23 protein-coding genes are annotated in these 21,016 nt (G+C 59.2%); 14 read left to right on the top strand and 9 right to left on the bottom strand.

Translation table 11 applies throughout. The annotated features are described in order from the left end of the window. Positions 1-116 precede the first annotated feature (116 nt). The gene (gene dprA, locus JT51_RS08480) at positions 117-1,247 is read right to left on the bottom strand and encodes a DNA-processing protein DprA (RefSeq protein WP_037310688.1); all 1,131 of its coding nucleotides are present in this window, start codon (positions 1,245-1,247) and stop codon (positions 117-119) included. A 228-nt stretch (positions 1,248-1,475) separates the two neighbouring features. Beyond that, the gene (gene tldD, locus JT51_RS08475) at positions 1,476-2,897 is read right to left on the bottom strand and encodes a metalloprotease TldD (protein WP_037310686.1); all 1,422 of its coding nucleotides are present in this window, start codon (positions 2,895-2,897) and stop codon (positions 1,476-1,478) included. Positions 2,898-3,073: 176 nt separating this feature from the next. Here tldD and coxB point away from each other — a divergent pair, with 176 nt between their 5' ends. The 11 genes from coxB (at position 3,074) to JT51_RS08425 (ending at position 13,046) form a co-directional block, all read left to right on the top strand. After that, positions 3,074-3,985 (top strand): cytochrome c oxidase subunit II, encoded by a 912-nt coding sequence (gene coxB / locus JT51_RS08470; protein WP_037310684.1) that lies wholly within the window; start codon positions 3,074-3,076, stop codon positions 3,983-3,985. Between the two features lie 83 nt (positions 3,986-4,068). Next, positions 4,069-5,025 carry a heme o synthase gene (cyoE, locus tag JT51_RS08465; protein ID WP_037310682.1) on the top strand — a complete coding sequence of 319 codons (957 nt, stop codon included), beginning with the start codon at positions 4,069-4,071 and terminating at the stop codon, positions 5,023-5,025. Next, on the top strand, positions 5,022-5,183 hold the full coding sequence (locus tag JT51_RS22095; protein WP_200876076.1) for a hypothetical protein: 162 nt from the start codon (positions 5,022-5,024) through the stop codon (positions 5,181-5,183). Before cyoE ends, JT51_RS22095 begins: the two co-directional genes overlap by 4 nt. Next, entirely contained in the window at positions 5,183-5,758 is a 576-nt protein-coding gene (locus JT51_RS08460) for a cytochrome c oxidase assembly protein (protein ID WP_037310680.1), read from the top strand. The genes JT51_RS22095 and JT51_RS08460 overlap by 1 nt, the downstream gene beginning before the upstream one ends. A gap of 22 nt (positions 5,759-5,780) precedes the next feature. Further along, entirely contained in the window at positions 5,781-6,596 is an 816-nt protein-coding gene (locus JT51_RS08455) for a cytochrome c oxidase subunit 3 (RefSeq protein ID WP_037310678.1), read from the top strand. 168 nt (positions 6,597-6,764) lie between these two features. After that, positions 6,765-7,442 carry an SURF1 family protein gene (locus JT51_RS08450; protein WP_037311958.1) on the top strand — a complete coding sequence of 226 codons (678 nt, stop codon included), beginning with the start codon at positions 6,765-6,767 and terminating at the stop codon, positions 7,440-7,442. Next, positions 7,439-8,827 carry a threonine synthase gene (gene thrC / locus JT51_RS08445; protein WP_037310677.1) on the top strand — a complete coding sequence of 463 codons (1,389 nt, stop codon included), beginning with the start codon at positions 7,439-7,441 and terminating at the stop codon, positions 8,825-8,827. The genes JT51_RS08450 and thrC overlap by 4 nt, the downstream gene beginning before the upstream one ends. Beyond that, a complete protein-coding gene (locus tag JT51_RS08440) occupies positions 8,824-10,086 on the top strand; it encodes a M16 family metallopeptidase (protein ID WP_037310675.1) in 1,263 nt (420 codons plus the stop codon). The genes thrC and JT51_RS08440 overlap by 4 nt, the downstream gene beginning before the upstream one ends. Further along, the gene (locus tag JT51_RS08435) at positions 10,086-10,670 is read left to right on the top strand and encodes a GNAT family N-acetyltransferase (protein WP_037310673.1); all 585 of its coding nucleotides are present in this window, start codon (positions 10,086-10,088) and stop codon (positions 10,668-10,670) included. The genes JT51_RS08440 and JT51_RS08435 overlap by 1 nt, the downstream gene beginning before the upstream one ends. A 106-nt stretch (positions 10,671-10,776) precedes the next feature. Further along, positions 10,777-11,595, top strand: coding sequence for an MBL fold metallo-hydrolase (locus tag JT51_RS08430; RefSeq protein WP_037310672.1), 819 nt, complete (start codon positions 10,777-10,779; stop codon positions 11,593-11,595). A gap of 38 nt (positions 11,596-11,633) precedes the next feature. Next, on the top strand, positions 11,634-13,046 hold the full coding sequence (locus JT51_RS08425; protein ID WP_037310671.1) for an FAD-binding oxidoreductase: 1,413 nt from the start codon (positions 11,634-11,636) through the stop codon (positions 13,044-13,046). Positions 13,047-13,085: 39 nt separating this feature from the next. On the opposite strand, the gene JT51_RS08420 is transcribed toward JT51_RS08425, so the two are convergent. The 3 genes from JT51_RS08420 to JT51_RS22340 form a co-directional block, all read right to left on the bottom strand. Beyond that, positions 13,086-13,568, bottom strand: coding sequence for a fasciclin domain-containing protein (locus JT51_RS08420; protein WP_037310669.1), 483 nt, complete (start codon positions 13,566-13,568; stop codon positions 13,086-13,088). 166 nt (positions 13,569-13,734) lie between these two features. Then, the gene (locus JT51_RS08415) at positions 13,735-14,274 is read right to left on the bottom strand and encodes an adenine phosphoribosyltransferase (protein WP_037311955.1); all 540 of its coding nucleotides are present in this window, start codon (positions 14,272-14,274) and stop codon (positions 13,735-13,737) included. Positions 14,275-14,354: 80 nt separating this feature from the next. Then, positions 14,355-14,489 (bottom strand): hypothetical protein, encoded by a 135-nt coding sequence (locus JT51_RS22340; protein WP_268745981.1) that lies wholly within the window; start codon positions 14,487-14,489, stop codon positions 14,355-14,357. A gap of 100 nt (positions 14,490-14,589) precedes the next feature. Here JT51_RS22340 and JT51_RS22090 point away from each other — a divergent pair, with 100 nt between their 5' ends. Then, positions 14,590-14,769: a hypothetical protein gene (locus JT51_RS22090; RefSeq protein ID WP_037310667.1), complete on the top strand. Its 180-nt coding sequence runs from the start codon at positions 14,590-14,592 to the stop codon at positions 14,767-14,769. 4 nt (positions 14,770-14,773) lie between these two features. Here the strand turns inward: JT51_RS22090 and JT51_RS08405 are convergent, their stop codons facing one another. Next, positions 14,774-15,403 (bottom strand): LysE family translocator, encoded by a 630-nt coding sequence (locus JT51_RS08405; RefSeq protein WP_037310665.1) that lies wholly within the window; start codon positions 15,401-15,403, stop codon positions 14,774-14,776. Between the two features lie 52 nt (positions 15,404-15,455). Further along, complete coding sequence (locus tag JT51_RS08400) at positions 15,456-16,472, bottom strand: DUF418 domain-containing protein (RefSeq protein WP_037310663.1); 1,017 nt, start codon at positions 16,470-16,472, stop codon at positions 15,456-15,458. A gap of 233 nt (positions 16,473-16,705) precedes the next feature. On the opposite strand from JT51_RS08400, the gene JT51_RS08395 reads away from it, so the two are divergent. Beyond that, complete coding sequence (locus JT51_RS08395; RefSeq protein ID WP_037311952.1) at positions 16,706-17,563, top strand: alpha/beta hydrolase; 858 nt, start codon at positions 16,706-16,708, stop codon at positions 17,561-17,563. 16 nt (positions 17,564-17,579) lie between these two features. On the opposite strand, the gene JT51_RS08390 is transcribed toward JT51_RS08395, so the two are convergent. Then, positions 17,580-18,452, bottom strand: coding sequence for an S-methyl-5'-thioadenosine phosphorylase (locus JT51_RS08390; RefSeq protein WP_037310661.1), 873 nt, complete (start codon positions 18,450-18,452; stop codon positions 17,580-17,582). Positions 18,453-18,525: 73 nt separating this feature from the next. Then, positions 18,526-19,080 carry an invasion associated locus B family protein gene (locus tag JT51_RS08385; protein WP_037310659.1) on the bottom strand — a complete coding sequence of 185 codons (555 nt, stop codon included), beginning with the start codon at positions 19,078-19,080 and terminating at the stop codon, positions 18,526-18,528. A gap of 165 nt (positions 19,081-19,245) precedes the next feature. Between JT51_RS08385 and JT51_RS08380 the strand changes: the two genes are divergently transcribed. Continuing rightward, entirely contained in the window at positions 19,246-20,880 is a 1,635-nt protein-coding gene (locus JT51_RS08380; protein WP_037310657.1) for a SulP family inorganic anion transporter, read from the top strand. Positions 20,881-21,016: the final 136 nt, after the last annotated feature.

Raw genomic sequence — 21,016 nt, 5'->3', positions numbered from 1 at the left:
GTGCAAAATGGGTAGAGCAAGAGCGAATTGTCAATGCGTTCCTTTTGAAACTGAAAATTGGCGGCGATTCCAGCGCGGTAGGCGCGAAATTTTTTGGAACGTGGCGCGCGCTTGGGCTAAGCCGTCAGTGACAGCAGGCCGCCAGGTTGACGCTGAATGTGACCGTCCAGTTCCAGATCAACCAGCACCGGGCCGATCTCACCCGCCGTGGCTGCGATATCGCGGATCAGCTGATCTTCGGCGATAGGTGAAGGGCCAAGCCGGGCCAGTATCTCGCGATGTAGTTCGGCGCTGGAGGGGGCCGGTTGCGGTGCCACGTCGGGCAGGGCGGGTGCCTTGAACAAATCGGCCTGTTGCTGGGGTAACGCCTCGATCACATCTTCGGCAGACCGCACCAGGGTGGCCCCGTCGCGGATCAGCAGGTTGCACCCGGCGGCGCGGGCATCGAACGGATGTCCGGGAACCGCCAGAACCTCGCGCCCCTGATCCAAAGCGTCGCGTGCAGTAATCAGGCTGCCGGACTTGGCGGCTGCCTCTACCACCACAACGGCCTGCGCCAGCCCCGAGATGATCCGGTTGCGGCGCGGAAAGTGGCGGGCTTGCGGTGTCACGCCCATGGGCTGTTCCGACAGGCGCAGTCCTGAATGGGCGATATCGCGTGCCAGATCGGTATTTTCAGCCGGATAGATCACGTCTACGCCACCGGCCATTACGGCCACGGTGCCGGTGTCCAATGCCGCCAGATGCGCCGAGGTGTCGATGCCACGCGCCAGCCCGGACACCACGACATATCCCTGTTTTCCAAGGTCTGTCGCCAGTCCGCGTGCCATCCGCGCACCCAGGGACGAGCAATTGCGCGCCCCGACCATCGCCATGGTCGGTTTATGAAGGATCGAGGGATCGCCAATGGCCCACAGCATTGGCGGGGCATCGGACAGATCATTCAAGGCATCGGGGAAATCAGCGGACCCAAGGCACAAAAGCTGCGCGTTTGCGGCCTTGGCCGCCTTGAGTTCCGCCTCAATCACGCCGGACGGGCAAATTTCATACCCTTTGATTCCGGCAGCGCGCGCCATTTCAGGCAGCGCGGCCAGCGCGTTCTGCGCTGAACCATGTTCCCGCAGCAGCCGACGAAACGTCGTCGGGCCAACCTTGCGTGAGCGCAACAGACGAAGCCAGGAAAACCGGTCCTCTTCCGTGGTGGGTGGGAGTGTGGGGTGATTGGAAGAAAGCTGCTCTTCGGTCATCCGGTGCTCCGCCTGATTGCAGAACTGGTTTACGATTGCCGGGGTTAACAGCTTGTGAATCCTTTCAAATTATTCGGATAATTTTCCTGATTTGTCAGGGGATGTTGCGTAAATATAAGATATTAAATGCAAAAAATATGCGTTCGCTTGAACGAGGACTTCAAACGAACGCCATAAAACGCGGATTGCCAAGGCGCAGGGTTAACCTTGTGCGCAACCGATTCTGTATCAGGTTGCCGATCCGCCGATAGTCAGCCCATCCATCAGAACCGTAGGTTGACCAACACCCACCGGCACCCATTGACCATCCTTGCCGCAAGTACCCATGCCCGGGTCCAACGCCATGTCATTGCCCAATCCACGGATGCGATTAAGCGCAGAAGGCCCGTCGCCAATCAGGGTCGCCCCTTTGACCGGCGCGCCGATCTTGCCGTTTTCGACCCGGTACGCCTCGGTGCAGGAAAACACGAACTTGCCGTTTGTGATATCCACCTGACCGCCGCCAAACCCCACGGCCCAGATACCATCCTTGATATCCGCGACAAGCGAGGCCGGATCGGAATCCCCACCCAGCATGACCGTATTGGTCATCCGGGGCATCGGTTTGTGCGCATAACTCTGCCGCCGCCCGTTGCCGGTGGGGGAAACCCCCATCAGACGCGCGTTCTGACGGTCCTGCATGTATCCGGTAAGTTTACCATCCTCGATCAGGACCGTGCGCGCGCTGGGCGTGCCCTCGTCATCCACCGTGATCGAACCGCGCCGATCCGCGATGGTGCCGTCATCGACGACAGTGACACCTTTGGAGGCAATCTGCTGCCCCATCAACCCGGCAAAGGCCGAGCTGCCCTTGCGGTTAAAGTCTCCCTCAAGCCCGTGTCCGATGGCCTCGTGCAGCAGGATACCGGGCCAGCCGGGGCCCAGGGCAACCTCCATCACACCTGCAGGGGCAGGGACCGCGTCCAGATTGACCAACGCGACCCGCAGCGCCTCGCGTGCCTTGTCCTGCCAGTCTGACGGGTCAATCAGCCCGTCCAGACCCACGCGCCCGCCGCCCCCGGCCGAGCCGCTTTCGCGGCGGCCGTTCTGTTCGACGATCACCGAGATATTAAGGCGGGTCATCGGGCGCACATCGCGCACCAGAACCCCATCGGGGCGCAGGATTTCGATCTCTTGCACCGCAGCGGCGATTGCGGCGCTGACCTGCACCACACGTGAATCCATATCTCGGGCAAAGGCGTCAATTTCACGCAAAGTTTCGATTTTAACCGGAAAACTGGCGGATTCGATGGGATCTTCGTCCGTATATAGCCGCGTATTGGTGGCGCGTGGCGCGCCGGCCAGCGTACCGCCGCCATCGCCCACAGCCAAGCGCGCCGTTTCCGCCGCCCGCTTTAGCGCCGGGATCGAGACGTCGGTAGAATGCGCATATCCAGCCACCTCACCCTGTACCGCGCGCAGGCCGAATCCCTCGGAGGCGTCATAGGACGCTGTCTTCAAACGCCCGTCGTCAAAAACCAGGGATTCGGATTTTCGCCGCTCGACAAACAGCTCTCCGTCCTCGGCCCCGGCGGTGGCAGAGTGCAAAATTGCAAGCGCTTCGTCCTGCGGAAGGGCGCTTTCAAACGGGCGAAACGGGTCGTTGGGCATCGGATGGGACCTTTCGAGTTTGATCCAGATCAAAAATAGCGTCTGTTTGACGCAAGCATTTTGCTTTATCTACCCGCAGGAATATGGTTTTTAACGCGGCCAAAGACAACGGGTGAGGTGTGACCGATTCACACCTTTACGCCAGGGACGCAAAGATCAAACGATCAGGACAGAATATGAAGAATGCTTTGATGCTTTCGGGCTTGATGACAGCCCTCTCCAGCCTTCCCGCCATGGCTCAGGAGCTTGAGATTATTGGCAAGCCGGTTGATGGCGGTATTGGGTTCCAACCCGCAGCCACAAACCTTGCCCACGGGATTCGCGATCTGGATAACATGATTCTGGTGATCATCACCGTCATCTGTTTGCTGGTTGCAGGCCTGCTGATCTATTGCATCGTGCGCTATAATGCGCGTGTTAACCCGAACCCGGCGCGCTTTTCGCATTATACTCCGGTGGAAATCGCATGGACCCTGGGGCCAATCCTTGTTCTGGTCTTTATCGGTGCATTCTCTCTTCCGGTTCTGTTCAAGCAGCAGGAAATCCCCGAAGGGGACGTGGTCATCAAGGTTGTCGGCAACCAGTGGTACTGGACATACGAATATGTCGACCACGACTTTGCTTTCGATAGCTATCTGCTGGGACATCCGGCAACGCTGGACGAGGGCGCGCGCCCTGCGGATGCAGACGTGACCCCGTTTGTTCTGAACGACGCGATGCGCGCCAAGCTGACCGATGCGGGCTACAGTGAAGATGAATGGCTGCTGGCCACCGATACTGCCGTGGTCGTGCCGATTGGCAAGGTCATCGTCATGCAGGTGACAGCGTCGGACGTGATCCATTCGTGGACCATCCCCTCCTTTGGTGTGAAACAGGATGGTGTCCCCGGTCGTCTGGCCGAGCTGTGGTTCCAGGCTGACAAAGAAGGTATCTATTTCGGTCAATGTTCCGAGCTTTGCGGCAAGGACCACGCCTATATGCCGATTACTGTTAAGGTCGTCAGCGAAGAAGCCTATGAGCAGTGGCTTCAAGGCGCACTGGAAGAATACGCAGGTCAGCCGGCACCCTATCAGGTTGCAACGAACTGATACCCTGCGCAGGCCGCGGCCTGTGTAATACATGATGCAGGCTGCGCGAGGTTCGCGCAGTTTTTGCCCCAAAAGGACCGGAAATGAGCGACGCAAGCATCAACGCCAGCACAGTGACCGCCAAGGCACATACGGATGAGGCCAGCTTTGGCGATTTCTTCGCTCTGCTGAAGCCGCGCGTGATGTCTCTGGTCGTGTTCACGGCTTTGGTCGGTTTGCTGGCCGCGCCGGTTCCCGTGCACCCGTTTGTGGGCTTCTGCGCCATTCTGTTCATTGCCATCGGCGGCGGTGCGTCTGGCGCGCTGAACATGTGGTGGGATGCGGATATCGACCGCGTGATGAAGCGCACCAAAAGCCGTCCGATCCCGTCGGGCAAAGTGCAGGAGGGCGAGGCGCTGGCGCTGGGCTTGGCGCTATCCGGCCTGTCGGTGATCATGCTGGGTCTGGCGACCAACTGGTTCGCAGGTGCTTTTCTGGGCTTCACCATCTTTTTCTATGTCGTCGTCTACACGATGTGGCTGAAACGTTTGACGCCGCAGAACATCGTGATCGGCGGTGCGGCCGGGGCTTTCCCGCCGGTGATCGGCTGGGTTGCCGCCACTGGGTCGATGTCACTGGAACCCTGGCTGATGTTTGCCCTGACCTTCATGTGGACGCCGCCGCATTTCTGGGCGCTGGCGCTGTTCATGCGTTCGGACTACGACGATGCGGGTGTGCCGATGCTGACCGTGACCCACGGTCGCCGCGCGACCCGCTGGCACATTCTGATCTACACCGCGCTGCTGGCCACGCTGGCCGTTGGCACCGCGTTCTCGGGCATTGGCGGCCCGATCTATCTGATGGTTGCGGTGGTGATGAACGCCCTATTCCTGCGCGGCGCATGGGCGATCTCGCGCCGGAACGAGGATGATGCCGAGGCCGACAACTTCAAGGTGGAACGCAGTTTCTTCAAGCTGTCGCTGCTGTACCTGTTCCTGCATTTCGGCGCGATTCTGGCCGAGGCGCTTCTGAAACCCTATGGGCTGGGAGGCTGGTCATGAGCCTGCGTAAAAGCCACGAGTTGCATCAACGCCGGTTCAGCCGCAATCTGGGCGTGGGTCTGGCGCTGGCGGCCTTCATCGTGATCATCTTTGGCCTGACGATCGTCAAGGTCTCGGGCACTGATTTCAGTTTGGCGACGCAAGAGGTGCAGAACTGATGGCGTTGACGGGGCCTCAGAAAACGGTTGCGCAGACGGTGGGTGTGGTTGTCCTGATGGGCAGCCTCGCTTGGGCGTCGGTTCCGTTTTATGACTGGTTCTGCCGTGTCACCGGTTTTGGCGGGACAACGGGCGTGGCGGCACAAGCCCCCGAAGGTGTGTTGGATCGCACTGTAACGGTCCGCTTTGACGCCTCGAAGGCCAAGGATATGGCCTGGGAGTTCAAGCCCGTCGTGCGCGAGATGGACCTGCGCATTGGTGAAACCGGGTTGGCGTTCTACGAGGCGTACAATCCAACCGATCGTCCCATTGCGGGGCAGGCGTCCTATAACGTGGCACCCTATTCGGCTGGCGGGTATTTTCAGAAAATCGCCTGTTTCTGCTTTGAGGAGCAGGTGCTGGAGCCCGGAGAACGGGTTGAGATGCCGGTTACCTTTTTCGTAGACCCGGAAATGGTCGAAGATCTTGAAGCCAAGTATGTTCATACGATCACTCTGTCGTATACATTTTACGAAATTGACCTGCCCGAGGGCTATGCCGCCCTGGAGACGCAGGCTGATACAACAACGAACTAACGCCTTTAGGTGAGGGACTCTGATGGCACACGCTAAAAACCATGACTACCATATTCTGGCCCCGTCGGCCTGGCCGCTGATCGGCGCGATCGGTGGCTTTGTGATGCTATTCGGGGCTGTCCTTTGGATGCACGACAAAACGCCGTTTGTGTTCTGGGCCGGTCTGGTGGCCGTTCTTTACACCATGTTCGCCTGGTGGTCTGAGGTTGTGGCCGAAAGCCGCGCAGGGGATCACACGCCGGTTGTACGTATTGGCCTGCGCTATGGCTTCATTCTATTCGTGATGTCCGAGGTAATGTTCTTCTTTGCCTGGTTCTGGTCGTTCTTCAAACATCGCATGTACCCGATGTACGATTATGCGGGCACCGAATACATCCAGCCGGACATCCATGCGGTTGACCCGTTCCATCTGCCGCTGATCAACACGCTGGTTCTGCTGCTGTCGGGCTGTGCGATCACCTGGGCGCACCACGCGCTGGTGCATGGCAATGACCGCAAGGCATTGGTGCAGGGTCTGGCCATCGGGATCGCATTGGGTGCAGCGTTCACCTTCTTGCAGGGCTATGAGTACTATGAGTTGCTGGCCCATGATGGCTGGAAGTTCGGCGGCGATCAGTTCTACTCGAACTTTTTCATGGCCACTGGTTTTCACGGCTTTCACGTCGTGATCGGTACCATTTTCCTGACTGTTTGTCTGATCCGGGCACTGCGCGGTGATTTCACGCCTGAAAAACATGTCGGGTTTGAGGCCGCAGCCTGGTACTGGCATTTCGTGGACGTTGTCTGGCTGTTCCTGTTCTTCGCCGTCTACATCTGGGGTCAGGCCCCGCTGGTGTAACGCCGGACAGGTAATCCAATTGCAAAAGCCGCCCTTTGGGGCGGCTTTTTCTCGATCAGGGCGCAAGATTGCGCCCGATACAATTGCGTGGTTGCATTTGCGCCTGCGCAGCCCTTAACAAGGCGCCGGTTCTTACGCCGCCTTATTGTTATGAAACATGGTCCCGACATGCGCCGCATCTTGTTCCTGCTGATTTTCGGTTTCGCCGGGCTGGTAATTCTGCTGTGGCTGGGCCTTTGGCAGATGCAGCGGCTGGCATGGAAACAAGACGTTCTGTCCGAAATCGAATCGCGTATCAGTGCCGACCCGGTTGACCTGCCAAACTTGGCCTCAGTTGAACGGGACAAATACCTGCCGGTTACCGTGACCGGTGAAATGGTGCCGGGCGAGATCCACGTTCTGGTTTCGGTCAAGCAGGTCGGGGCAGGGTATCGCATTATCCAGTCCTTCAACACCGATGAACGGACGATTTTGGTGGACCGGGGCTTTGTTCCCGTGACCGCCAAGGAAGTTGACCGTCAGAACGGCGTGATGAAGATCACCGGTAATCTGCACTGGCCGGATGAAGTCGACGGTTATACGCCGGGACCCGACATTGATGCAAACATCTGGTTTGCCCGCGACGTGCCCACGTTGGCCGCCGCCTTGGGCGCGGATCCTGTTATGTTGATCGCGCGCTCGGGCACCGATCCCGGCATTACTCCTTTGCCCGTCAGTGCGACGGGCATCCCCAACGATCACCTGCAATACGCAATCACATGGTTTGGCCTGGCCCTGGTTTGGGCCGCGATGACCGGATATTTCCTGTGGCGCAGCCGCGCCCCGTCTGAGAGTGAAGCGCAATGAAATACATCTCGACCCGTGGGCAAGCGCCCGAACTGAGCTTTGAAGAGGCGATGCTGACCGGGCTGGCCCGTGACGGCGGCCTGTATCTGCCCGCCGAAATCCCGGTGATGGCACAAGAAGACATCGCAGCGCTGGCGGGTCTGCCCTTTGAGGACATCGCGTTCCGTGTGATGTGGCCCTATGTCAGCGGCTCGTTTGCCGAGGGTGAGTTCAAGGAGATCATCGCGCGCGCCTATGAAGGTTTTGACCATGACGCGCGCGCCCCGCTGAAACAGCTGAATGAGAACCACTTTCTGCTGGAGCTGTTCCACGGGCCGACGCTGGCCTTCAAAGACTTTGCCATGCAGCTGATCGGTCAGCTGTTTCAGGTGGCCCTGAAACGGCGCAATGATCGCGTGACCATCGTGGGTGCGACCAGTGGCGACACCGGGTCAGCGGCGATTGAAGCATTCCGCGGGCTGGACGCCGTGGATGTATTCATCCTGTTTCCGCATGGCCGCGTGTCCGAGGTGCAGCGCCGTCAGATGACGACGCCTGCGGATAGCAATGTGCACGCGCTGGCCGTGGATGGGGATTTTGACGATTGTCAGGCCGCGTTGAAGGATATGTTCAACGATTTTGATTTCCGGGATGGGGTCAAACTGGCGGGCGTGAACTCGATCAATTTTGCGCGGGTGCTGGCGCAGATCGTCTATTACTTCTCAGCCGCGGTTAGTCTCGGCGCGCCGCATCGCAAGGTCAGCTTTACAGTTCCCACCGGCAATTTCGGCGACATTTTTGCGGGCTATCTGGCCAAACGCATGGGCCTGCCCATCGACCGACTGGTGGTGGCCACGAACCAGAACGACATTCTGCATCGCTGCTTGTCGGGGCAGGGGTATTTCAAGGGCGATACGATCCCTTCGATCAGCCCGTCGATGGATATTCAGGTCAGCTCGAACTTTGAACGGGCGCTGTATTATGCCTATGGCGAGGATGGTGGTGCCATCGCGCAGTTGATGGATGAGCTGAAGCAGGGTGGCTTCAACGTCAGTCAGGGCGCGATGCAGGCCCTGCGGGAAAACTTCGACTCGGACCGCGTGTCCGAAGATCAGACGTTGGAGACGATCAAGCAAACTCTGGCTCATAGTGCTGAACTGGTCTGCCCGCATACAGCGGTAGGCATAAAGGTGGCTGAGGATCACCGCGCGGCGGACGTGCCGATGATCACGCTGGCCACGGCGCATCCGGCGAAATTCCCGGCGGCGGTCGAGGAGGCAAGCGGCGAACATCCGCCTCTTCCATCCCGCATGTCTGATCTGTATGAACGTCCGGAACGGGTGACCCGCATCGCCAACGATCTGGGCGCCCTTGAGGATCATATCAAAAGGCATATCGCTGAGTGACTGTCAGACAAGACCAACTGAAGAACGGATTTCGTATCGTCAGTGAACATATGCCGGGGCTGCAATCCGCCGCCATCGGTATCTGGGTGACCGCCGGTGGGCGGCATGAGCGGATCGAACAAAACGGCATCGCGCATTTTCTTGAGCATATGGCGTTCAAGGGAACCAAGCGTCGTTCTGCCTTGCAGATTGCCGAAGCGATTGAGGATGTGGGCGGGTATATCAACGCCTATACCTCGCGCGAGGTGACGGCCTATTACGCGCGCGTTCTGAAGGACGACGTGGCGCTGGCGATGGATGTGATCGGCGATATCGTCCTGAACCCGGTTTTCGACCCGCGCGAGATTGAGGTCGAGCGCGGCGTGATCCTGCAGGAAATCGGTCAGGCTTATGACACGCCTGATGATGTGATCTTTGACTGGCTGCAAGAGCAGAGCTATCACGACCAGCCACTGGGCCGCACCATCCTTGGCCCAACCGAACGGGTCAGCGCGTTTTCGCGCGAGGACCTGTCAGGTTTTGTGGCCGAGCATTATGGCCCAGACCAGATGATCTTGTCTGCCGCCGGTGCAGTGGATCACGATGCACTGATGAAAATGGCCGAAGAGATGTTTGGCCACCTACAACCGCGCAAGGGACTGATCCCCGAGGCGGGGCGCTTTACCGGTGGTGAAGCCCGGCAAGAAAAAGAGTTGGAACAGGCGCATTTTGCACTGGCGCTGGAAAGCCCCGGCTATCGCGATGATGCGATCTATACGGCGCAGATCTATTCGACTGCGCTGGGTGGCGGCATGTCCTCGCGGCTGTTTCAGGAAGTGCGGGAAACGCGGGGGTTATGTTATACCATTTTCGCGCAAACCGGTGCTTATGCTGATACCGGCACAACCACGATTTACGCGGGCACATCCGCTGATCAGGTCGCGGAACTGGCCAATATCACCATTGATGAAATGAAGCGCGCGGCCGAGGACATGAGCGCCGAGGAAGTCGCCCGCGCCCGGGCACAGATGAAGGCCGGGATGTTGATGGGGCTGGAAAGCCCGTCGAACCGGGCCGAGCGTCTGGCGCGGCTGGTGCAGATTTGGGGCAGTGTACCCTCGCTTGAAGATACAGTGGCCAAGATCGACGCGGTCAGCACCGAAGACGTGCGTGTCTTCGCCGAAGCGATGGCGGTGCAGGCGCCTGCGGCGCTGGCGCTGTACGGTCCCGTTTCGGGCGCTCCGACTTTGGCACAGCTGCAGGAGAGGCGTGCAGCGTGATGCTATTGGGCAGACGCAAGCTGAAACTCGAGACCGAGCGCCTGAGCTTGCGCCCGCCTGTGCATTCTGATTTCAACGACTGGGTGGCGTTGCGGCGGGCGTCCAGGGATTACCTGACCCCCTGGGAGCCGATTTGGGCCAAGGATCACCTGACCCGCAAGTCTTTTACCAATCGGGTCTATTGGGCGCAGCGATCGGTGGGCAGCGGAACGGCAATCCCGCTGTTCCTGTTCCGGCGCACGGATGATGTGCTTATTGGGGCGATTACACTGGACAACGTCCGGCGCGGCCCGGCACAGGCGGGGACGCTGGGGTATTGGACAGGGCAGGCTTTTGCCCGCAACGGATACATGCGCGAAGCCATCGGTGCCGTGTTGCATCACGCCTTTACCCGATTGGACCTGAGTAGGATCGAGGCCGCCTGCCTGCCGGAGAACAAGCCGTCGCGTGGGTTGCTGGAAAGCTCGGGGTTCAAATACGAAGGCGTGGCGCAGTCTTATTTGCAGATCAACGGGCGCTGGCGGACGCATGTCCTGTATGCCAGCCTGCGGTCGGACCGACGCGGGAAGACGGACGCGGGGTAGGTGGCCCCTGCGGGGCCCTGGGGGCTCTGCCCCCATACCCCCGAGATATTTAGGGCCAGATGAACAAGGGGCATGACTTGGCGGTGTCTTGCGCTACACTCATCCCATGCGCTGGATTGTTGCGGCATTGATGGTGATCTCGGGTGGAGCTGTGGCGCAGGAGCGGCGGCCGAGCCATTGCATCGCCATTGCAGATGCGGCCCCCGGAATCGAATATCTGCACAAGGCGGCCTGGAATGACCCGGTGCCGGAATTCTCGGTACGGATTAGCTATGTCGCCCACGCGTCCTTTTTGATCCAGACGCAGGGCGGGCTGAACGCGGTGACGGATTTCACCGGATTTATCGGCAGCGCCGACCTGATCCCGGATGTGGTGACGATGAACCACGCCCATAGCACCCATTGGACCGCCCATCCCGATCCCGCCATCCCGCATGTGTTGTCGGGTTGGGGCGCGTTCGGACAGGGGATCGAACATCACCTTGATTTGGATGAAATGCTGATACGCAATGTGTCGACCGACATCCGCTCGGTCTATGGCGGGATTGAAGAGCGCGGCAATTCCATCTTTGTGTTTGAGGTTGAGGGGTTATGTATCGGCCACTTGGGGCATCTGCATCATGTGCCGTCAGACGAACAATTTGCGGCACTGGGGCGGCTGGATGTCGTCATGGCCGCCGTGGATGGCGGCACGACCATGCCATTGCCGGAGATGATTGCGGTTCTCAAGCGGTTGAAAAGTTCGGTCATCATTCCGATGCACTGGTTTTCCGGCTACTCTCTGGATCGGTTTCTGGTTGATATCCGGGGCGATTTTCCGGTTCAGCGGGATGGGGGATCGGAAATCACCGTGTCGCTGCGTACGCTTCCGGATCGGCCCACGGTTGTCGTGCTTGAGCCGCAATACCTTATCGAGTTGGAATAGGGCTTGTCGGGGCGGCGTGGCTTGGGCAAGGAGAAGGTATGACACTGAACCCTGCCGACGAAAACCTTGCCAAATCAATCCGCACCGCATTGGGCGAAGGTGTTCTGCACCCGGTCGCCCAGCGATACCTGGAAGAACCGCGCCGGCGTTTTTCCGGACATGTGGGCCTGCTGGCCTTGCCGCGCACGGTGGATGAGGTGTCTGTGCTGATGCGATTGGCCTCGGACGCGTGCGTGCCGGTGGTGCCTTATGGCGGCGGTACCGGGTTGGTGGGGGGGCAGGTTATGTCCGATGGTCCTGCGCCGCTGTTGATCTCGCTTGAGCGGATGACAGCGATCCGGGCGGTCTATCCGACCGAGAACACCTTGATCGCCGAGGCAGGTGCCATTCTGGCCGACGTGCAGGCTGCGGCTGACCAGGCCGGTCGGTTGTTTCCTTTGGCGCTTGCGGCGCAGGGGTCTTGCCGGGTCGGCGGAAACCTGGCCACCAATGCGGGTGGGGTCAACGTGTTGCGATATGGCAATGCGCGGGATCTGTGTCTGGGGCTTGAGGCGGTTCTGCCCAACGGTGAGATCTGGCATGGGCTCAGCCGCTTGCGCAAGGACAATACCGGGTACGACCTGCGAAACCTGCTAATCGGGGCCGAGGGCACGTTGGGGGTCATCACTGCTGCCTCGTTAAAGCTGTTTCCGCGACCCGAGGCCACGGGGACGGCGATGGTGCAGGTCGCCTCACCCAAGGCCGCAATCGAACTGCTGGCGCTGGCACGGGATCAACTGGGGGATGCGGTCAGCACTTTTGAGCTGATCCACCGTCAGGGGTTGCATTTCCTGTCCGAGGTGCTGCCGGATGTACGCCAGCCCTTTGCCACGCAGCCGGAATGGTGCGTGCTGATCGAATTGGGGCTGTTTGCGGGGCAGTCACCTTCTGAGGCGCTGGAAACGCTGTATGTTGCGGCGGATAAGGCTGATCTGGTCGGCGATGCAATCATCGCGCAGAACGAAGCGCAACGCATGGACCTTTGGGCCGTACGTGAGAGCATTCCCGAAGCCAACCGGCTGATCGGATCGGTGTCAAGCCACGACATCTCGGTCCCGATTTCGCGGATTCCCGAGTTCATTGAGCGTGGCGCCGAGGTGGTTGCAGCATTGGGGTCGTTTCGCATCAATTGCTTTGGGCATCTTGGGGACGGGAACCTGCATTACAATGTGTTTCCACCGCAGGACCATGACCGGTCCGAATTCGATGGGCGCAGACAGGTTGTCAAACAGGCCGTGCATGACCTTGTGGCCGAATTTGACGGGTCGATCAGTGCCGAACATGGGATCGGGCGGCTGAAAACCGGTGATCTTGAGCGGTATGGCGATGCGACAAAGCTGGCGGCAATGCGGGCAATCAAAACCGCGCTGGATCCGCAGGGGATCATGAACCCGGGCGCGGTTTTGAGATAGGGCGCGCGATCCGGGATCATCCGGATCGCATTGGGGCGGTTACGACCCCGGCAGGATCACCTTGTCGATGACGTGGATGACACCATTCGAGGTTTCGATGTCGGCCTGAACGACGTTGGCATCGTTCACTTTCACGCCGTCGTCCAGATCGATGGTGATATCACCCCCCTGAACCGTGGCGGCGGTCATTTCGTCTGACAGATCGCCCGACATCACTTTGCCCGGCACCACATGGTAGGTCAGGATCGCTACCAGCTGATCTTTGTTCTCAGGCTGCAAAAGCGTCGCTACCGTACCGTCCGGCAGGGCCGCGAATGCCTCGTCCGTGGGGGCGAATACGGTGAACGGGCCTTGGCCCTTTAGCGTGTCGACCAGCTCGGCGGCCTGTACGGCGGCGACCAGAGTGTTGAAGCTGCCCGCGCCGATGGCAGTGTCCACAATATCTTTGGACTGATCCTCTGCAAATGCGGAAGTTCCGACGAGAAGGCTTGCCACACCGGCAAATGCGAGTTTGCGAAACATGGTATGTATCCCTTGTTGGAATGCCTTAGGTGGCATCAATAGGGATACGGGTGATCTTTGAATCAAGATCACTGAATGTGTTGATGGGATCGGGTTGATCTTTTGTGAACCTGCGCTAAGCCCGCATTAACGCAGGTTTCCAATCACGTTTTTGTGATTAATGAGGTTACAACCCTTCGAATTCGCACAGAACTTGAACGTCCATCCCCAGGTCTTCCAGCACTTTGCGGCCACCCAGCTCGGGCAGGTCAATGATGAAAGAGCACGAGACGATCTCGCCGCCCAGCCGTTCGATCAGTTTGATCCCGGCTGCCGCAGTGCCTCCGGTCGCAAGCAGATCGTCGACAACCAGGATTTTTTCACCGGGTTGAATGGCGTCATCGTGAATTTCGACGATGGCCTCGCCGTATTCCAGCTTATAGTCTTGGCTGATGGTGGTGCCCGGCAGCTTGCCCTTTTTGCGGATCGGCACAAACCCGACGCTTAGCTGGTGGGCAATGGCTCCGCCCAGAATAAATCCGCGCGCCTCAAGCCCTACGACTTTGTCGATCCGCTCACCCGCATAAGGGTGCAGCATCTGGTCGATTGCCATGCGAAACCCGCGTGGATCTGCAAACAGGGTGGTGACATCGCGGAACATGATCCCTTCGTGCGGGAAATCAACGATGGTTCGGATGTAATCCTTGACCGACTTGTTTCTGGACATGGCCAACCCCTCTGGCGTCAAAACACGCGGGCGTACTTGGCCCATTGGGGCCAGCCTTGCAAGGGAAGATTGTCGCCGCCTTACTTGCGGCGTTCCGGATTGGCCTTGGGCAATCCATAATAACGATACAGCGCGACGGGCAACCACGACAGATGTGGCTTGCGCCAGTTGCGCTGGTCTCGCAAAAGAAATGCCTGAGCAGCATGAAGGTTCATTGCCATAATCCTTTTTTATTGTTAGGTGCTCGATACCTACAACTTCTATGCGATGTATATACGTTGCATCGCTTATGGAATCAAGTGTTTGGCGAGGTTGATGCGCGTGGCGAAAAAAGACGGTAAAGGTTCTACCAAGAAAAACAGCCAGTTAGTCTTGCGTCTGGACAAGGACGAGCGTGACGCTTTTGTTGAGTTGTGCAAGGAACTGGATACTTCGGCCGCGCGGGAAATCCGGCGGTTCATCCGTGGTTTCATGAAAGAAAACGCCGAGGATTGATCCCTCAGGCCGGGCGCCGCAGAACGGCAGTCGCCACACCCATTCCGATCAGGGTCAGCCCTCCGAACCGGGTCATTGCGGTAATGACACCGGCGCGCCCGACCATCTGGCGCAGCCTGTCGGCCAGCAGGGCATAGGCCAGCGCGTTCAGCCCGGCAAGGCCCACGAAAGTGGCGATCAGGATGGCGAATTGCGGACCCAATGGGTCCGCCGGGCGCAGGAACTGTGGCACAAACGCAATGAAGAAGGCGATGGATTTCGGGTTCAGCGCGGTAACGGCGGCGGCATGGCCAAATACGCTGCGGGCGGTGACGTTGCGCCCGGTTTCAACCGTACTCAACCCGCCCGAGGGTGCGCAGCGCAGCAATTTGAGGCCCAGCCACACCAGATAGGCCGCGCCCATCCATTTCAACACCGAAAACAACGTGGCCGAGGCCAGCACCAGCGCCCCCAGCCCCAGCAATGAGGCCGTCATCGCCACCAGATCCCCCACCGCAACACCGGTGGCCGAAGCCATGGCAACACTGCGCCCTTTGGACAAAGCATAGCTGAGCACCAGCAGAACGGTCGGGCCGGGGATCAACAGCAGGGCGGTCGATGCGGCCACAAAGGCCAGCCATAGGTCTAGGGACATGGGAAATCCTGTTATTGTAATGCCCTCACCAAGCCCCGTCGCAGCGGCAAGGTCAAGCCTTTTGAGGCGCAGTCACGCGGCGCATCAGCGCCTCAAGGGGGCCACGTTCAAATCGGCGGAACCACAGCAGGGCGAAAACCGACGACAAGGCGCAGAACCCAAACGCATAGCCCACGATTTGGGGCGCGCTGAGCGTGCCGTTCAGCAGGCCAAGCTCGTCCAGAATACCCATCCCGATCAGGATATGTGCCATGTACAGTGTCAGGCTTTGCCGCCCCGGTGCGGTCAGGGCCGGGTCGATGCGCAGGGCTTCGATCTTGGGCCACAGCTTCAACAACAGCCCGATCACCACACAGGCTGACCCGGTCCCGGCCAGAATATAGAACGGCCCCGGGGGGATGGACTCGGTGCCCAAATAAGCCGCCAGATCGGGGTCAGACACCACCATCTGCGGAAACATCGCCAGTACAGCCGCGCCAAAACCCCACATGATCAAACGGTGCTGAATGCAGATCGTATCCAGTTTCGCACGTCCGATCGCCATCCCGATCAACAGGAACGCGGCCCAGGGCAGAACTGGATGCCATCCGTTCAACAGCGCATTGCGCGCAAAGCCGGGCAGGGTCCACAGGTCGTCATAGGTCAGGGTGGTCCAATCCCATCCCCGGTCATAGTCGAACACGAATACGGCCAGCACTGACACTGCAACCACGCCAAGCGCACCCAGCCAAAGTCCACGTTCCGAGGCCGTCAAAAAGGCTGCGCCGACTACGAAGTAAAGCGCATAGAAATGCAGAATGTCGGCGTCGAAAACCGTCATGTTGATCAGCCCGAGCACGAACAGAAACGCGGCGCGGCGCAACAAAACCGGTGCCGAAACACGCGACAGGCCAACACCGACCCCGGCCAGAACGACGAACAAAGCGGCCGCCCGACCTTCGAGCGCATCCACAAGAACCGAGGCCCAGTCATTGCCCGGCGCGACCTCGGCCGCGATGCGGAAATTCACCAGAACCATGCCGCAAAAGGCCAAAAACCGGGCTGCGTCCAATGCCTCAAGCCGTTTCATTGCTCTCTTCCGCCTCTGTGAGTGATGCCACGTCTGTTGCGTGGCCTAAGCTTTTGTCTTGGGCGCATAAATCGGGATGATCCGGTCAGCATTTCAAGACGTTCGTGGAAAAAGACACCCTGTCTGGTATCCAGGCAACAGATTTAAGATTGGATTAAGCTTCGCGCCTTTACCTTGAAACCCATCCCCCGGTGTCCGAAATCACAATGGAAACCAGACGGTCGGAGGGGACGATGACACACGCGCACATCAATGAACACTCTGAACCCGTTCGGTCAAACGCTGCCCGACTAAAGGGTTTTCTGGTTCTGGTGGCGGTGATCGGTGGTGCGATCTATGCCTGTATCGTTGGCTACATGTACCTCAACCAGCAATCGTTGTTGTTCAAACCCGCAGGCGAATTGCCTGATCCCGGTACAGTCGGGCTGGCAGATGTCGATGTTATGTCCCTGCCCATGTCCGACGGGGTGATGGTAACGGCCTGGTTCGCGCCTGCGGCCACCCCGGGCGCGCCCACCGTTCTGTTCTTTCACGGCCAGGGTGGAAATCTGGGCGACCGGGCCGACCGGATGCGCGAAATCCTCAACAGCGGGCTTGGTCTGTTTGCACCCAGTTATCGGGGTTATCCGGGCAGTGAGGGCGAGCCCTCTGAACTGGCGCTGATCGCGGACGGTATTCAGATGTTTGATCGGCTGGACGGCCAAAAGTTGGATATTGTGCTGCATGGTCAAAGCCTTGGAACAGCGGTGGCGGCAGCCGTGGCTGAACAACGCCCAAACGCCCGGTTGCTGGTGCTGGAGGCCCCATTTACAGCGTCCGTCGACGTCGCGGCGGAACGGTATCCGTGGTTGCCGGTTTCAGCGCTGATGAAAGATCAGTTCGCAACCCGCGATTTCATGGCGCATATCACTGTTCCAACCTTGATTTTCCACGGGGCCAGGGACGAAACGGTTCCGCTGCATCATGGCAAAGCGTTGGCAGCAATGGCGGGCGATGCCGCGCAGATTCACATTATTCCTGACGGCACACACAATGATTTGTGGTCACATGGGCTGTGGGGCGAAGTGCAAAAAACCCTGCCCCAATACTGAGGCAGGGCGGCGCGCGTTACAGAATTCGGCCTGCGACTGCATCCAGCTTGGCCAGCAAGGCCGGATCGCGTTTTTCGGGGGCGGTCAGGATCGCGTATTCCAGCGCCCGGTCGCACCCATGCGGACAGGGCGCGCGCTCAGTCCCCAGCAACGCAGGCAGGCCCTTGACCAGCGCCCGGCCTTTTTCGGCATTGCCAGTCAGGGTGGCGATGATTGCGGTCACGTCGACCTCACCGTGGTCGGGGTGCCAACTGTCGTAATCGGTAACCATCGCGATTGAGGCATAGCAAAGCTCGGCCTCGCGGGCGAGTTTGGCCTCGGGCATGTTGGTCATGCCGATCACATCGCAGCCCCAGTGTTCACGATACATCTTCGATTCAGCCAAGGTTGAAAACTGCGGCCCCTCCATCGCCAGATAGGTGCCGCCACGGTGGATGTTGATCCCGGCCGCCTTGCCTGCGGTTTCGCAGGCGTCCGACAGGCGCGGACAGGTCGGGTGGGCGACGCTGACATGGGCAACGCAGCCGGTGCCGAAAAAGCTTTTGTCGCGCGCAAAGGTCCGGTCGATGAACTGGTCGACGATCACAAAGTCGCCCGGCGCCATATGTTCGCGGAACGACCCGCAGGCGGAAACCGAGATCACATCCGTCACACCCAGCCGTTTCAGCGCGTCAATGTTGGCGCGATAGGGCACCTCGGTCGGCGAATGCACATGGCCGCGCCCGTGGCGGGGCAGGAATGCCATCTCAACACCGTTCAGCGAGCCGGTTAAAATCTGATCGGATGGCTCGCCCCAAGGCGTTTCAACCGTAACCCACCCCGCATTTTCCAGCCCGTCGATGTCGTAAATGCCTGATCCGCCAATGACGGCAATCCTGGTCTGAGTCACTGAGTTCCTCCGAATGTGGTTTTTTGTTTAGGGATTTCTGCGTTGGACCGACCAGTTTGACAAGTGGCAATGCCTATTGCGAAAGCAGATCGCGGGCCCGGGCCTGTTTCTGAAAATCGTTCCAGGCAGCATCGAACCCGGCCAATGGCCATGTCAGATCCTGTGCTTGACCGTGACGGTCCCGAAAGACGAAACGATAGGCGTCACCCTTTTGCATCGCATCCAGGATATCCTGTGCAGACCGCCCTTGGAACGTGCAACTCAACCCGGTCAGGCAACCGGGGCTGCGTGTGCGCCACACCACACCGTCGCTGTCATCTATGCGAAACCCTGACGGCCAATACAGGGTGCCGGGTTCGATACCGAATTCGATCTGATAACCATCGGCCTCTGGCGTGATAAAGATAAACTGGGCACCAAATTTCGGCCGGTACGAGAAGACCTCGGCGCGCCTGATATAGCACCTTTGCCGCAATGTCTGATTTTCTTCGCGCTCGTCGCAGATCGAATTCCAGACGCCGAAGGGCTCGTAGTGGGTCACACGCCAGTTTCCGGCGGTGTCATTGCCCTGCAAGTCCTGCGCAAACGCAGAGATGGGGGCCAGCAGCAAAAAGAAGAACCATCGCATGGCGTAAAGGTGCCAATTGCGGTTCTGGTCTTCAACTCACGAAGCTGCGAGAAGGTAGGTATGCGCGTTGTGCATGGCAGCGTCCCGCCTGCTGCGGTGGCTCAGACCCTCGATGACAGGTAAAAGACCCCTTTCGCGCGAACACACAAACCCACAGGACGCCCCATGCCCCGAGCCATGCTGGCAAGCTTTGCCAATCGTATAGCCAAACCCGATCTCCGCTGGATGCCGGACGAGGGGCTGACCGTGTCGCGCCTGCGGATCGAATTGCTGTCCGGTCTGACCGTTGCACTGGCATTGGTGCCCGAAGCGGTGGCATTTGCCTTTGTCGCCGGGGTGCATCCGCTGGTCGGCTTGTATGCCGCGTTCATGGTGGGTCTGATCACGGCGCTGATCGGTGGCCGGCCCGGTATGATCTCGGGGGCAACCGGGGCGCTGGCCGTTGTCATGGTGGCCCTGGTGGCGCAACACGGGGTCGAGTATCTGTTTGCCACGGTGGTCCTGATGGGCATCCTGCAAGTGATCGCAGGGGCGATGCACTGGGGGCGGTTTATTCGCCTGGTGCCGCATCCGGTGATGCTGGGCTTTGTGAACGGTCTGGCGATTGTGATCTTTCTTGCGCAAATGGGCCAGTTCAAGGTTCCCGGCTCTATGGAAAACACCGGCCATGGTATGAGCGGTGGAGAGTGGCTGTCGGGCCTTCAACTTTACACCATGCTGGGCCTTGTGGCCCTGACCATGGCAGTGATCTGGGTGATGCCACGTGTCACGCGCATCATTCCCGCGCCTTTGGCCGGGATCGTTGTTGTGGCGGCGCTGGTGATCGGCTTTGGTCTGGACGTGCCGCGCGTCGGTGATCTGGCCTCGATCGAGGGCGGTCTGCCCATGTTCCACATCCCGATGGTGCCGCTGAACTGGGAAACCTTCGAGATTATCCTGCCCTATGCCGTCATCCTGGCCGCCATTGGCCTGATCGAATCCCTGCTGACCTTGAACCTGGTCGGTGAAATCACCGGCAAACGGGGTGGTGCATCGCAGGAATGTATCGCGCAGGGCGTTTCCAACGTCGCCACCGGATTCTTTGGTGGCATGGGAGGCTGCGCCATGATCGGGCAGTCGATGATCAATGTGAAATCCGGCGGTCGCACCCGCGTCGCCGGCATCGCCGCGGCGCTGTTTCTGCTGGTCTTCATCCTGTTCGCTTCGCCTCTGATCGAAAAAATCCCGCTGGCCGCATTGGTTGGCGTGATGTTCATGGTGGTGATAGGAACCTTTGCCTGGAACTCGTTCAAGATCATGCGCAAGGTGCCGCTGATGGACGCCTTCGTCATCGTGCTAGTCACCGTTGTCACCGTGATGGAGGACCTTGCGGTTGCCGTTGTCGTCGGTGTCATCGTCTCGGCGCTGGCTTATGCTTGGAACAACGCCAAGCGCATCCATGCAGTCACACGTGAATCCTCGACTGAAAAAGGTGCCAAGGTCTATGAAATTCAGGGGCCGCTGTTTTTCGGATCTTCTGAAGGTTTCACTGAACTTTTTGATGTGCCGAACGACCCTGAAACCGTGATCGTCGATTTCGCCGAAAGCCGCGTTGTTGATCAATCAGCGCTGCAAGCGATCGAAAACATCGCCTCCAGATACGAGGCTGCAGGTAAACGTGTCATGCTGCGCCACCTCAGCCGTGACTGCCATAAGTTGCTGAACAAAGCGGGACACCTCATGGTCGATAGCGACGATGACCCCGATTATGAACTGGCCGTGGATTATTCGGTCCGTACCGGTGTTCTGGGCGGTCACTGATCTTTTTGCGAGGCTCTGCCTCGCGCTCCGGGATATTTGGGGCCAGATGAATAAAGGATCCCCTGCTTCATCTGGCTGAAAATATCCCGGGGGAGACGCCCGCAGGGCGGCGGGGGCAGCGCCCCCGTTTCACCAA

It is taken from the genome of Ruegeria halocynthiae (genome assembly GCF_000743705.1).
Lineage (GTDB): Bacteria > Pseudomonadota > Alphaproteobacteria > Rhodobacterales > Rhodobacteraceae > Ruegeria > Ruegeria halocynthiae_B.
Note: the sequence above shows the minus strand (reverse complement) of the source record. Positions and strands in the feature narration are given on the sequence as shown.

Excerpts from the sequence above, each read along its gene's own strand:
- JT51_RS08400 (WP_037310663.1), bottom strand. The coding sequence starts at position 16,472 with ATGAAACGGCTTGAGGCATTGGACGCAGCCCGGTTTTTGGCCTTTTGC.
- JT51_RS08425 (WP_037310671.1), top strand. The coding sequence starts at position 11,634 with ATGACACTGAACCCTGCCGACGAAAACCTTGCCAAATCAATCCGCACC.
- JT51_RS22340 (WP_268745981.1), bottom strand. The coding sequence starts at position 14,489 with ATGAACCTTCATGCTGCTCAGGCATTTCTTTTGCGAGACCAGCGCAAC.
- cyoE (WP_037310682.1), top strand. The coding sequence starts at position 4,069 with ATGAGCGACGCAAGCATCAACGCCAGCACAGTGACCGCCAAGGCACAT.
- JT51_RS08405 (WP_037310665.1), bottom strand. The coding sequence starts at position 15,403 with ATGTCCCTAGACCTATGGCTGGCCTTTGTGGCCGCATCGACCGCCCTG.
- JT51_RS08430 (WP_037310672.1), top strand. The coding sequence starts at position 10,777 with ATGCGCTGGATTGTTGCGGCATTGATGGTGATCTCGGGTGGAGCTGTG.
- JT51_RS08455 (WP_037310678.1), top strand. The coding sequence starts at position 5,781 with ATGGCACACGCTAAAAACCATGACTACCATATTCTGGCCCCGTCGGCC.
- coxB (WP_037310684.1), top strand. The coding sequence starts at position 3,074 with ATGAAGAATGCTTTGATGCTTTCGGGCTTGATGACAGCCCTCTCCAGC.
- JT51_RS08420 (WP_037310669.1), bottom strand. The coding sequence starts at position 13,568 with ATGTTTCGCAAACTCGCATTTGCCGGTGTGGCAAGCCTTCTCGTCGGA.
- thrC (WP_037310677.1), top strand. The coding sequence starts at position 7,439 with ATGAAATACATCTCGACCCGTGGGCAAGCGCCCGAACTGAGCTTTGAA.
- JT51_RS08395 (WP_037311952.1), top strand. The coding sequence starts at position 16,706 with ATGACACACGCGCACATCAATGAACACTCTGAACCCGTTCGGTCAAAC.
- JT51_RS22090 (WP_037310667.1), top strand. The coding sequence starts at position 14,590 with ATGCGCGTGGCGAAAAAAGACGGTAAAGGTTCTACCAAGAAAAACAGC.
- JT51_RS08450 (WP_037311958.1), top strand. The coding sequence starts at position 6,765 with ATGCGCCGCATCTTGTTCCTGCTGATTTTCGGTTTCGCCGGGCTGGTA.
- JT51_RS08380 (WP_037310657.1), top strand. The coding sequence starts at position 19,246 with ATGCCCCGAGCCATGCTGGCAAGCTTTGCCAATCGTATAGCCAAACCC.
- tldD (WP_037310686.1), bottom strand. The coding sequence starts at position 2,897 with ATGCCCAACGACCCGTTTCGCCCGTTTGAAAGCGCCCTTCCGCAGGAC.
- JT51_RS08435 (WP_037310673.1), top strand. The coding sequence starts at position 10,086 with ATGCTATTGGGCAGACGCAAGCTGAAACTCGAGACCGAGCGCCTGAGC.
- JT51_RS08385 (WP_037310659.1), bottom strand. The coding sequence starts at position 19,080 with ATGCGATGGTTCTTCTTTTTGCTGCTGGCCCCCATCTCTGCGTTTGCG.
- JT51_RS08460 (WP_037310680.1), top strand. The coding sequence starts at position 5,183 with ATGGCGTTGACGGGGCCTCAGAAAACGGTTGCGCAGACGGTGGGTGTG.
- JT51_RS08415 (WP_037311955.1), bottom strand. The coding sequence starts at position 14,274 with ATGTCCAGAAACAAGTCGGTCAAGGATTACATCCGAACCATCGTTGAT.
- dprA (WP_037310688.1), bottom strand. The coding sequence starts at position 1,247 with ATGACCGAAGAGCAGCTTTCTTCCAATCACCCCACACTCCCACCCACC.
- JT51_RS22095 (WP_200876076.1), top strand. The coding sequence starts at position 5,022 with ATGAGCCTGCGTAAAAGCCACGAGTTGCATCAACGCCGGTTCAGCCGC.